The 11,125-nt window shown below is 69.5% G+C and carries 9 protein-coding genes; 1 reads left to right on the top strand and 8 read right to left on the bottom strand.

Features of this window, described 5'->3' with window-relative positions:
• Nucleotides 1–36 precede the first annotated feature (36 nt).
• Genes AXZ95_RS09815 through AXZ95_RS09800 form a run of 4 tightly spaced genes read right to left on the bottom strand, consistent with a single transcriptional unit; the run spans nt 37 to nt 4,219 of the window.
• Entirely contained in the window at nt 37–888 is an 852-nt protein-coding gene (locus tag AXZ95_RS09815) for an ABC transporter permease (protein ID WP_018190863.1), read from the bottom strand.
• Entirely contained in the window at nt 885–1,805 is a 921-nt protein-coding gene (locus AXZ95_RS09810; protein ID WP_018190862.1) for an ABC transporter permease, read from the bottom strand. The genes AXZ95_RS09815 and AXZ95_RS09810 overlap by 4 nt, the downstream gene beginning before the upstream one ends.
• Nucleotides 1,806–3,005 carry an ABC transporter ATP-binding protein gene (locus tag AXZ95_RS09805; RefSeq protein WP_018190861.1) on the bottom strand — a complete coding sequence of 400 codons (1,200 nt, stop codon included), beginning with the start codon at nt 3,003–3,005 and terminating at the stop codon, nt 1,806–1,808.
• Nucleotides 3,005–4,219 carry a spermidine/putrescine ABC transporter substrate-binding protein gene (locus AXZ95_RS09800; protein ID WP_018190860.1) on the bottom strand — a complete coding sequence of 405 codons (1,215 nt, stop codon included), beginning with the start codon at nt 4,217–4,219 and terminating at the stop codon, nt 3,005–3,007. The genes AXZ95_RS09805 and AXZ95_RS09800 overlap by 1 nt, the downstream gene beginning before the upstream one ends.
• A 397-nt stretch (nt 4,220–4,616) precedes the next feature.
• Here AXZ95_RS09800 and ald point away from each other — a divergent pair, with 397 nt between their 5' ends.
• The gene (gene ald / locus AXZ95_RS09795) at nt 4,617–5,732 is read left to right on the top strand and encodes an alanine dehydrogenase (RefSeq protein WP_018190859.1); all 1,116 of its coding nucleotides are present in this window, start codon (nt 4,617–4,619) and stop codon (nt 5,730–5,732) included.
• 98 nt (nt 5,733–5,830) lie between these two features.
• On the opposite strand, the gene AXZ95_RS09790 is transcribed toward ald, so the two are convergent.
• Genes AXZ95_RS09790 through AXZ95_RS09775 form a run of 4 tightly spaced genes read right to left on the bottom strand, consistent with a single transcriptional unit; the run spans nt 5,831 to nt 11,053 of the window.
• A complete protein-coding gene (locus AXZ95_RS09790) occupies nt 5,831–6,439 on the bottom strand; it encodes a zinc-ribbon and FHA domain-containing protein (RefSeq protein ID WP_026307157.1) in 609 nt (202 codons plus the stop codon).
• Nucleotides 6,436–8,745 carry a transglutaminase-like domain-containing protein gene (locus tag AXZ95_RS09785; RefSeq protein ID WP_018190858.1) on the bottom strand — a complete coding sequence of 770 codons (2,310 nt, stop codon included), beginning with the start codon at nt 8,743–8,745 and terminating at the stop codon, nt 6,436–6,438. The genes AXZ95_RS09790 and AXZ95_RS09785 overlap by 4 nt, the downstream gene beginning before the upstream one ends.
• Nucleotides 8,745–10,085, bottom strand: coding sequence for a DUF58 domain-containing protein (locus AXZ95_RS09780; RefSeq protein WP_018190857.1), 1,341 nt, complete (start codon nt 10,083–10,085; stop codon nt 8,745–8,747). The genes AXZ95_RS09785 and AXZ95_RS09780 overlap by 1 nt, the downstream gene beginning before the upstream one ends.
• Entirely contained in the window at nt 10,082–11,053 is a 972-nt protein-coding gene (locus tag AXZ95_RS09775) for a MoxR family ATPase (RefSeq protein WP_018190856.1), read from the bottom strand. The genes AXZ95_RS09780 and AXZ95_RS09775 overlap by 4 nt, the downstream gene beginning before the upstream one ends.
• Between the last annotated feature and the right edge of the window lie 72 nt (nt 11,054–11,125).

Below are 11,125 nucleotides of genomic sequence, written 5' to 3'. Positions count from 1 at the left end.
GCGTGCAGTTTTTGTGTACTCGACGGTGGGTGGGGGCTATTGGCGGGCCAGGCGCTTGGCTCGGGCGGCGGCGGTCAGCTGCGAGATCAGCACCACGAGGATCGTCAGGATGAAGACGGCGCTCGCGATCACGTTCGCCTGGGCCGGGATGCCACGAGAAGCCGCGATGTAGATGTACATCGGGAACGTGGTCACCGCACCGGCGTTGAAGTTCGTGATGATGAAGTCGTCGAAGCTGAGCGAGAACGACAGCAGCGCCGCCGACGCGATGCCGGGAAGCAGCAGCGGGAACGTGATCCGCCAGAACACGGCGTTCGGCGACCCGTACAGGTCGCGCCCCGCCTCCTCCAGGGCCGGGTCGAGCGACGCGACGCGCGCCTTCACCGTCACCACGACGAAGCTGATGCAGAACATCACGTGCGCGATGATGATCGTCATGAAGCCCTTGTTGACCCCGAGGCTGAGGAACTGCGCCGCGAGTCCGGCACCGAGCACGACCTCCGGGCTCGCCATCGGGAGGAACAGCAGGAGGCTGGTCTGCGACCGGAAACGGAAGCGGTAGCGCATCAGGGCGATCGCGATCATCGTGCCGAGCACCGTCGCGACCACGGTCGAGATGATGCCGATGATGATGCTCGCCATGAACGCGTCGCAGATCCCGGCCGCGTCGCACACGTTCGTCCAGTTGCGCAGGGTGAACCCGCGCCAGGCGATGTTGTTCTTGATCGCGTCGTTGAACGAGAACACGAACGTGTAGATGATCGGGATGAGCAGGAAGGCGAGCGCGAGGAACGCGTAGACGCCGAGCCCGATCCCCTTGTACCGCCGCCGGCCCTTGGTGGCACTGGGCGGGGTGCTCGTGTCGGTGGGTGTCGCCATCGTGGTCACAGCAGCTCCTCCGTCCCACTCCGTCGCACGTACACGCCGACGATCACGAGGATGACCGCCATCAGCACGACCGACATCGCCGCCGCCGTCGGATAGTTCTGCAGCACGAGGAAGTTGCTCTCGATGACGTTTCCGATCATCGAGGTGTCGGCGGCGCCGAGGAAGTCCTGCGATGCGTTGATGTAGTCGCCGGCCGCCGGAATGAACGTGAGCAGCGTCCCGGAGACGATGCCCGGCATCGACAACGGCACGGTGACCTTGCGGAACGTCGTCCACGGGCTCGCGTACAGGTCCTGTCCCGCCTCCAGCAGCCGGATGTCCAGCCGCTCGAGCGTGGAGTAGAGCGGGAGGCACATGAACGGGATGAAGTTGTACGTCAGTCCGAAGATCACCGAGAACGGCGTGCCGGTGATGTGCGCGTCCGGGGGCAGGATCGACACCGCTTTGAGCGAGCTGGCGATCCAGCCGTCATCGCTGAGGATGGCCTTCCAGGCGAGGGTCCGCAGCAGGAAGCTGATGAAGAACGGCGCAATGACGAGGGTCATCAGCAGGTTCTGCAGCACGGGACGTCCGCGCATCTTGACGCCGATGAAGTACGCCAGCGGGTAGCTGATGAGCAGCGCGGCCGCGGTCGCGATCAGGGCGTAGACGAACGAGCGCAGCACCTGCGGCCAGTACTCGGCGAGCGAGTCGGTGTAGTTGCTCCACTGGAACGCCGTCTGGTACTGCCCGATGTCGCCGTCGACCACCGGCGCCTGGAACGACGTGATGATCAGCGAGATCAGCGGGGTGAGGAAGAACAGGACGAGGTAGAGGACACCGGGGAGGAGCAGGACGAGCGCGATGCCGCTCTTGCGGCGGACCGCGGGCTCCTGATCCTGCGTCGGCGGCGCCCCCGTGAATGCGGCGAGGGCCATCTACGCCTCCTCCAGCTCCGTCAGCATCCGCTCGCGCGCCTGCGCGGCGATCGCCTGCGTGTCGGCGTCGTCGGAGAAGCGGCCGTCGGCCGGCGGCTCGTCGGCGAGCACGAACGTGTGCCCGGGGTCCCAGGCGACCCAGACCTCGGCGCCGAGGGCGGCGACGGGTCCGCTGGTGGTGTTCTGCGCGAAGACCACGATCGTCCCGAGACCGGGAACGTCGACGAGGTACTGCGTGCTCACGCCGCTGAACGACACGTCGGTGACGCGGCCGGGGCCGAGGCGGTTGGCGCCGGACGGGATGGTCTCCGGCGTCTCGTGCAGCGTCAGCTTCTCCGGGCGGACGCCGACCGTGACGTAGCCGCTGGTGCGCTGCGCGCGCGACCGGGGAACCTGGATGCGCTCCCCGCCGACGTCGACGCCGATCGTCTCGCCGCCGGACTCCTGCACAGGACCCGCGAACAGGTTCGACTGGCCGAGGAAGTTCGCGACGAACACGGTCGCCGGGAGCTCGTACAGGATCTCGGGCGAACCCATCTGCTCGATGCGGCCCTTGTTCATCACGGCGACCGTGTCGGCCATGGTCATGGCCTCCTCCTGGTCGTGCGTGACGTGCACGAAGGTCAGACCGACCTCGGTCTGGATGGACTTGAGCTCCAGTTGCATCTGCCGGCGGAGCTTCAGGTCGAGCGCGCCGAGGGGTTCGTCGAGCAGGAGCAGCGCCGGCCGGTTCACGACCGCTCGGGCCAGCGCGACGCGCTGCTGCTGACCGCCCGAGAGCTGCGCCGGGCGTCGGGCCGCGAGGTGGTCGAGCTCGACCAGCCGCAGCGCTTCGTGCGCCTTCGCGACCGGGTCGCCGATGCGGCGGCGGCGGAGGCCGAATGCGACGTTCTCGAGGATCGTCATGTGCGGGAACAGCGCGTAGCTCTGGAACACCGTGTTCACCGGGCGCTGGAACGGCTTGGTGCGTGTCACATCCTGACCGCCGATGAGGATGCGCCCCTCCGTCGGCTCCTCCAGTCCGGCGACCAGCCGCAGGGTCGTCGTCTTGCCGCATCCACTCGGCCCGAGCAGCGCGAAGAACGAGCCGGCCGGGATGGTGAGGTCGAGCTCCTCGATGGCGGTGAAGCCGGGGAACCTCTTCTTGATGCCTTCCAGGCGCAGGTCGGCGCCGGACTCGGCGAAAACTCCCTTGGCCATCAGGCCCCCAGGATCACTTTCTGGAACGCCGCCTGGTACTTCTGCTCCTCGGCCGGGGTGAGCGACCGGAAGATCTTCACCTTCGACAGCGTCTCCTCGTCGGGGAAGATCAGCTGGTTGTCCGCGAGCTCCGGGTCGATCTTCGTAGCCGCCTCCTTGGCGCCCTCGACCGGGGTGATGTAGTTCACCCAGGCGGCGACCTCGGCCGCCACCTCCGGCTGGTAGTAGTAGTCGATCAGCTTCTCGGCGTTCGCCTTCTGCGACGAGCCGATCGGGATGACGAAGTTGTCGCTCCACAGGGTGCCGCCGGCCTCCGGGATGGCGAACTGCCAGTTGTCCCCGGCCTCGGCGTTGAGCTGGGTGATGTCGCCCGACCAGCAGATCGCGGCGAGCGTGTCGCCCGACTTGAGGTCGTTGAGGTACGAGTTGCCCTTGATGTTGCGGATCTGCCCGTTGCTCACCTGCTTGGTGATGGTGTCGATCCCCTTCTCGAACTCCGCGTCGCTGAAGTCCTTCGAGATGTCGACGCCCTGCTGCATCAGGATGAGGCCCATCGTGTCGCGCATCTCGCTGAGCACACCGACCTTGCCCTTGAGGTCGGACTTCCAGAGGTCGTCGACCGACTTGAGGCCGCCCGGGAGCTTCTCCTTGTTCCAGCAGATGCCGGCGAAGCCGCTCTGCCACGGGAGGGACTTCTTGCGTCCGGGGTCGAAGTCGACGTCCTGGAGGTTCGCCACCAGGTTCTTCTTGTTCGGGATGGCGGACTCGTCGAACGCCTGCACGTAGCCGAGGCGGATCCACCGGGCGATCATCCAGTCCGTCAGACAGACGGTGTCGGCGCCGATGTCCTTGCCGAGGGCGAGCTGGTCCTTCACCTTGGCGTAGTAGGTGTTGTTGTCGTCGACGGCGACGTCGTACTTGACCTTGAGGCCGCTCTGCTTCTCGAACGCCTCGAGCGTCGGATACTTGCCCGCGTCGTCCTGGTCGAGGTACGCCTGCCAGTTGGCCCAGGTGAGGGACTTGTCGGTGGCCGACTCGTCCTTGGCCGGAGTGGGCTTGCCGCTCGCTCCGCCCGTGGAGCAGGCGGCGAGGGCGAGGGCCGCAGCACCGGCTCCCGCACCGGCGAGGAGGCCGCGCCGCGTGAGCTGCGACGCACGCGCCGACTGCACGAGCTGACGGATCATCGGGTCTTGCGGAAGGTTGCTCGGTTTCACTGGAGTGCTCCTTGGGGGATCGAACTCGGACCACGGGCGACGGCGCTTGGGCGGCACACCGATGTGCCGTCGCGGTGGACCCGATCCTGACACACAACCGTCGCGATCCGCATCAGAAAGTGGCCGGATCGTCCATTCGGAAACACAATCTTTACGAAATCCGTGCCGGATCGGTCGAATCGCCCGGGAAACCGCAGACCGGGTGTTCTGCCGCGACGAGTGGATGACGGGGGGATGCTGTCGAGCGGCCGCGCGATGCCGTCGCTGCGGAAACCGTCTGCGAGAGGGCCGTCCGTCCGCGAAATCAGCACCGCTTCATCCAGAATTCAGTCGAAATCCTCCGTGAACCCCGCTATGGTGAGAGCGAACCACCACGTCGAAGTGTCGAAGGAGCCCCATGAAGGTCGCGATCCCCCGCGAGATCAAGAACAACGAGTTCCGGGTGGCGATCACGCCGGCCGGTGTGCACGACCTGGTCGGCGCCGGTCACGAGGTCTTCGTCGAGTCCGGCGCGGGCGTCGGGTCGTCGATCCCGGACGAGCTGTACGCCGGAGCCGGCGCGACCATCCTGCCGGACGCCGCCGCCGCCTGGGCCGCCGGCGACCTGATCCTCAAGGTCAAGGAGCCGATCGAGAGCGAATACGGCTACTTCCGGCCGGGACTCGTGCTCTTCACCTACCTGCACCTCGCGGCCGACGAAGCCCTCACCCGTGCACTGATCGACGGCGGCGTGACCGCCATCGCCTACGAGACGGTGCAGCTGCCGACCCGCGCGCTCCCCCTGCTCGCCCCGATGAGCGAGGTCGCCGGACGCCTCGCGCCCATCGTCGGCGCCAACACCATGTTGAAGCCGAACGGCGGCCCCGGCCTGCTCGTCCCCGGCGTCCCGGGCACCCACCCGGCGGTCGTGACCGTGCTCGGCGGCGGCGTCGCGGGCACGAACGCCATCTCGGTCGCCGTCGGCCTGGGTGCGGAGGTCACGGTGCTCGACACCAACATCCAGCGCCTCCGCGAGCTCGACGCCCTCTACGCAGGCCGGATCAAGACGATCGCGTCGAACAGCTTCGAGATCGACAAGGCGGTCGTCGCCTCCGACCTCGTCATCGGCTCGGTGCTCGTGCCCGGTGCGAAGGCGCCGAAGCTCGTCACCAACGAGATGGTGTCGCGGATGAAGGCGGGCAGCGTCCTCGTCGACATCGCCGTGGACCAGGGCGGCTGCTTCGAGGACTCGCACCCGACCACGCACGCCGACCCGACGTTCACGGTGCACCAGTCGCTGTTCTACTGCGTCGCCAACATGCCGGGTGCGGTCCCCCACACCTCCACGTACGCGCTGACCAACGCGACGCTCCCCTACGCCCGGGCGATCGCGAACCGCGGCTGGCAGGAGGCGCTGCGGGCGGACGCATCCCTCGCGCTCGGCCTCAACGTCCACGACGGTCGCGTCACGAACGAGGGCGTCGCCTCGGCGCACGGCCTCGACTCCCTCCCGGTGGCCGACGCCCTCGCCTGAGCCCGGCCCTGTCTCTCTAGCCAACAGCTCCTGAGTTTTTCGCACGACACCCCGCGTGTCGCACCGAAAAACTCAGGAGCTGTTCGCTTTGGGCGGGGTCAGGAGACGTCGAACCAGTGGTCGCCGATTTCTACGCGGGTGCCGCGGGTGACGCGGTAGCGGCGACCGGCCTCGCACTGGCGGGCCACGCCGCCGAGGGGATGCGCGATCGTGCCGTTGCCGGAGTAGCGGTCGCAGATCCACAGTTCGTCGCCCTCGAGGCCGAACTCGAGGTGGGTCTTCGAGACGCTGCGCCCGGGGTCCGAGACCACCACGAGCTGGTCGATGTGCTCCCCCGGCTGCGTGATCGGGCGGCGGCCGATGAGCCCGGAACCCGACACCTCCACGACATCGCCGGTCGAGAAGCTCAGCGTGTACGCCCGCTGCGCCGGCTTGTGCGCGGGCGGGGCCTCCTCCACGGGCACGATGGTCATCGCCTGCGTCGGCGGGAGGCCGTCCTCATCCAGGAGGACATCCTCCGGAAAGCGTCCGGCGACCGCAGGGGCGGGCCGCGACTCGGCGAGGCGGTCGGAGATGATCGACGTGTCGGACGGACGCGGGTCGGCGATCTCGGGAGCGCGCACGCGGGAGGACGTGACCGAGCTGCCGCACAGCGGGCAGAACAGCGTGCCCTCGGCCAGCTCCGCTCCGCACACCCGACAGTTCATCGTTCCCGTCCCTTCCCGTTCCGTCTTCCACGGTAGCCGAGCGATCGCAGCGAGACGGCCGCGAGCAGCCGCTTCCAGCGCGTGTCGCGCTTCGCGAGTTGCGAGCGGAGCTCGTCGACCGCCTTCCAGACCGTCTCGGCCTCCGCGGGCGTCGGAGCGATGCCGCTGAACGTCGCCCGGTCGGCGACCTTGGCGAGCGCGTTCGCACGCGATCCGCCGATGGTGTCGGCGAACTCCACGCGCGTGGCGGCCGGCGGCGGATCGTAGCCGTGGTCGACGGCCGCGTCGGCGAACTCGCGCCACCCGCCGACGATGCGTTCGCGCGCCGTCGGCGCCGATCGGCGGATCGCGCGCCGCCGCCACTTGGCGGCGAGCACGGCGAGGAACGGCGATGCGACGAGCGCCAGGATGAGCAGCGTCCAGCCGACGACGATCAGCACGGCCAGGAGCGTCTCCAGCACCGGGTTCGGCTGCGGCTGGTTGGACGGGTCGACCTGGGCCTGCGGCGGTTCGTCGTTGCGCTGCGGGTTCTCGTCGACCGGCGGCTGCACGTTGGTCTGCGGCCGGGAGATCTGCGTGGGCTGATCGGGCTGCTTCGGCGGAACCGGGCGCACGGGCGGAGTGGGATCGACGGTCACCCAGCCGGACGTCGTCTGCACTTCGATCCAGGCGGAGATGTCCGATCCGACGAACGTCAGGTTGGACCCGGTCGCGTCCTTCGGCGCCACGAACCCGACGACGACCCGCGCCGGGAACCCGAGCTGCCGGGCCATGAGCGCGGCGGTGACCGCGTACTGCTCCTGATCGCCGAGCATGGGGACGTCGGTCAGCAGCTCGGTGATCCTGTCGGCGCCGTGCCCCGACCGGCTGGCGGGCTCCTTCGGGCCGACGCCGTGGCTGATATAGCCGTCCTGGGCGAGCCCGCGGAGGGCCGCCGCGAGCTTGGCGCCGGCGCCGTCGACTCCCACGGTGTAGTTCTGCAGTGCAGACGCGAGCTCGTCGGGGATGACGCGCGGGCGCGGCACGGAGTCGGTCCCCGGCTCGACCTTCTCGAGCTGGTCCGCCGTCAGCTGCGGCTTGACGACCGTCTCCTCGGTGTAGGTGTCGCCGCTCCGGAGCGCGGTGGTCACCGCGCCGGTTCCGGTCACGTTGTTGTAGAAGAACGCTCCCGCGAGTCGCTGGGCGTCCTCGCCGCTGAATCGCACCTGTTCCAGCTGACCGCTCCCGGGAAGCCACGGGCCGCGGTAGTCGCGCACGACCACGCTCGTCGTCGTGCGCTTGCCTTTCGTCGCGCCCTGGTCGATGCGGTACGGGACACGGGTGAACGATCCGGATGCGCTGGTCTCGTCGCCGCTCCCGACCGCGTAGGTGACGCCGTCGTACGTGTCGAGTGTCGCGATCCGCAGCCGCCGGTCGGCGGGGAGGCCGGTGACGGTCAGCATCGCCTGGTCGGCGTGCTCCGGCTCGAAGTAGGAGCGGAAACCGCTCAATGGGCTCGGGTACTCGCGCGGGTCGAAGGGCTGCTCCACCGCGGTCCGCGCGACCTGTCGCGCGCCGGCCGGCGGGATGAACGCCGCCGCCGCGATCCCGGCAGCGGCCGCGGTGATGAGCATCACCGTGGCGCCCGCCGTGGTCAGCAGGGCCGTCGAGCGCCGCTCCCGCCGTGACTCCACCAGCAGTCCACTCTGCTCCCGCAGCGACCGGATGGATGCGGCACGCCGTTGCAGCCGGAACCGGATCAGCCACGACAGCAGCACGACGAACAGTGCGAACAGCAGCGGAAGGGGCAGCGACGAGACCGACGATCCGAGCACGATCCCGGCGACGAAGAGCAGCGCCGGTGGGAGCGTCGCGAGCTCCGGCCGCGACGACCGGAGGGCGATGGTGACGGTCAGGACCGTGGCCACCAACGTCAGCAGGAACGCCGGGACGAGCAGCGCCTGATACGACCCGACCGGGATGCTGATGGTAACCAGCTGCTTCCAGCTGAGCCAGGTGCCCTGCACCAGGTCGACGAACCCCGCTCCGGTCGGCAGCAGACCGCCGGCGGTCGCCTCGGACGGCACGGCGAGCTGGACGCCGAGCCCCAGGTAGACGGCCGCGATCAGCCCGGCGACCGCGATGCTCGGGAGGCGGAACGCCCATCCCACCGCTGCCACGGCGGCCCCAGCCAGCAGCGTCACGGCCAGCATCAGGACGAACTCGGGCGACTGGTAGACCGGCCAGAACGACCACGCGCCGAGCGTGACGGCGACGAGCGCGAAGAGCACGTCGATCAGGACGGCGGCGGAGCGGCGGGCGGGCATCAGAGGGCCAGCCTTTTCGCGAGGCTGCGCTGGAGGTCCTCCAGGTAGCCGATGGTGAGCACGCTGAGGTCGGCGACCCGTCGCATCGACGGCACCGCGCCCTCGTCGCAGACGATCGCGACGACGTCCACGCCGAGCGGGAAGTGCCCGGCGGCGGCGCGCAACTGCGCGGCCGACGGCGTGGAACCGCAGATCAGGAAGGCGATCGAGATGCCTGCCGAGCCGTCGGAGGCGACCTGCGCCAGCTCCGGGAGCCGGAGGGCGGATTCGGCGGTCTCCACTCCCGACAGATCGTCGAGCAGCCGCCCGCGGTTGACCGTGCTCAGCCGCCGGGCGCTGAACACCATCCGCTTGGCGAAGTCCGGGGTCTCCGCGCTGGCGACGACCGAGACGGTCCGCGAGTCCTGCATCGCGCGCACGCCGAGCGACCCGGTGACGCTCACGGCCAGCTCGAACTCGTCCTCGGTGGCGTAGTCGGCGGCGGACAGGCTGAGCGCGACGAGGAGATGGCTGCGCCGGGTCTCCTCGAACTGGCGCACCATGTAGCTGCCGGTCTTCGCGGTCGACTTCCAGTGGATGTAGCGGCGCTCGTCGCCGGGGACGTACTCGCGGAGCGCGTGGAACGCGATGTCGCTGGCCGTGAGGTCGCGGGTCGGCGACCCCTCGAGGTCGCGCACGAAGCCGGTGCTCATGCTCGGGATGGCGATGGTGCGGGGATGCACGAACAGGTCGAGCGAGTCGGCCCAGACCACCTCGCGGCGGAGCAGTCCGATCGGGTCGGCGCGGACGGTCCGCACCGGACCGATCGGCACGATCCCGCGCCGGGTGGTCGGCACCACGAAGACGTCGGAGTGCTCTTCGCCCGCCGCGAGCGGCGGGGCGGCGAACTCGGCGAGTCCCTGCCCGACGGGCACCTCGACACGGACGCCGGGGAGACCGCGGCGCAGGGTGTTGCGCACGGCCACCTCGCCGGGCGCCCGATCCCCCACCACGACGCGGTTCGCCGGAAGCGAGAGCCCGACGTCGTACGCGGTGCGGCCGATGAGGTAGCCCGAGGCGACGACGAGCAGCACCAGCGCCGTCCATCCGGCCACCACCGCCTCCACCCAGCCGAAGACGTAACCCGCGGTCAGCGCGACGAGCGCGAGCAGCAGCATCGACCAGCCGAGCGCGGTGACCACCGCGCTGATCCGCCGGGCGAGTGTCGCGACCGCGCGCCCGGCCGTCGCCGACGTGCGGACGACCCACACGATCGCGTCGGCCAGGAAGCCATCGCGCTCCCCGACGATGCGGGCGCGCGCGTTGGTGAGCTCGGTCTGCGAACGGGTGACGGTGGTCACACGGCGGCCCGATCGCTCGGCGGCGGGGTCTCGATCAGCAGCTGGCCGATGAGGCTGGACGAGCTGACGCCCTCGAACTCGGCCTCCGGGTCGAGCACGAGGCGGTGGGCGAGCACGGGCTCCGCGAGGGCCTTCACGTCGTCCGGGGTGACGTAGTACCGGCCGGATGCCGCGGCCATGGTCTTGGCCGCGCGCAGGAGGGCGAGGGCGCCGCGCACGCTGACGCCGAGCCGGATCTCGTCGGCCGTCCGGCTGGCCTCCACGAGCCGCGAGACGTAGTCGTTGATCGTCGCGTCGACATGGACACCGCGGGCCATGGTGGCCATCTCGACGACCGTGGAGGCGGAGATGACCTCCGGAACGACGACCTCGTGCGCTCGGCGCTCGGACCCCTCGAGGATGCGCAGAGTCGCTTCGTGGTCGGGATAGCCGATGGACGCCTTCATCAGGAAGCGGTCGAGCTGGGCCTCCGGCAGCCGGTAGGTGCCCGCCTGCTCGATCGGGTTCTGGGTGGCGATCACCATGAACGGAGCGCCGACGGAGTGCCGTACGCCGTCGACCGTGACCTGCTGCTCCTCCATCACCTCGAGGAGGGCGGACTGCGTCTTCGGGCTCGCCCGGTTGATCTCGTCGGCGAGCACGATGTTGGCGAAGACGGGACCGCGGTGGAACTCGAATGCGCCGCTCCGCTGGTCGTAGATGTTGACGCCGGTGATGTCGCCGGGAAGGAGGTCGGGGGTGAACTGGACGCGGTTGGTCGTCCCGCGCACGCTCTCGGCGATGGCGCGGGCGAGCGAGGTCTTGCCGGTGCCCGGGAAGTCCTCGAGCAGCAGGTGCCCCTCGCTGAACAGCGCGGTCAGGGCCAGCCGGATCACGTGGGTCTTGCCCAGCAGCACCCGGTCGATGTTGGCGACGAGCCGATCGAAGACTCCGGAGAACCACGTCGCCTGCTCGGGGGTCATCGTCATGCTCCGGCCTCTTTCGGTTCGGGGCGCGGCCGGTCGGGCCGCTGGGAAGGGGATGCGGGCCGCACGGAGCGG

Origin of the sequence: Leifsonia sp. 115AMFTsu3.1 (genome assembly GCF_004362795.1) — a bacterium.
Lineage (GTDB): Bacteria > Actinomycetota > Actinomycetes > Actinomycetales > Microbacteriaceae > Leifsonia.
This window is presented reverse-complemented; position numbering and strand designations above follow the sequence as displayed.

Bases quoted from the DNA above. Each gene is read 5' to 3' on its own strand.
- AXZ95_RS09775 (WP_018190856.1), bottom strand. From the start codon at position 11,053: ATGACGATGACCCCCGAGCAGGCGACGTGGTTCTCCGGAGTCTTCGAT.
- AXZ95_RS09810 (WP_018190862.1), bottom strand. From the start codon at position 1,805: ATGGCCCTCGCCGCATTCACGGGGGCGCCGCCGACGCAGGATCAGGAG.
- ald (WP_018190859.1), top strand. From the start codon at position 4,617: ATGAAGGTCGCGATCCCCCGCGAGATCAAGAACAACGAGTTCCGGGTG.
- AXZ95_RS09790 (WP_026307157.1), bottom strand. From the start codon at position 6,439: ATGAACTGTCGGGTGTGCGGAGCGGAGCTGGCCGAGGGCACGCTGTTC.
- AXZ95_RS09805 (WP_018190861.1), bottom strand. From the start codon at position 3,005: ATGGCCAAGGGAGTTTTCGCCGAGTCCGGCGCCGACCTGCGCCTGGAA.
- AXZ95_RS09785 (WP_018190858.1), bottom strand. From the start codon at position 8,745: ATGCCCGCCCGCCGCTCCGCCGCCGTCCTGATCGACGTGCTCTTCGCG.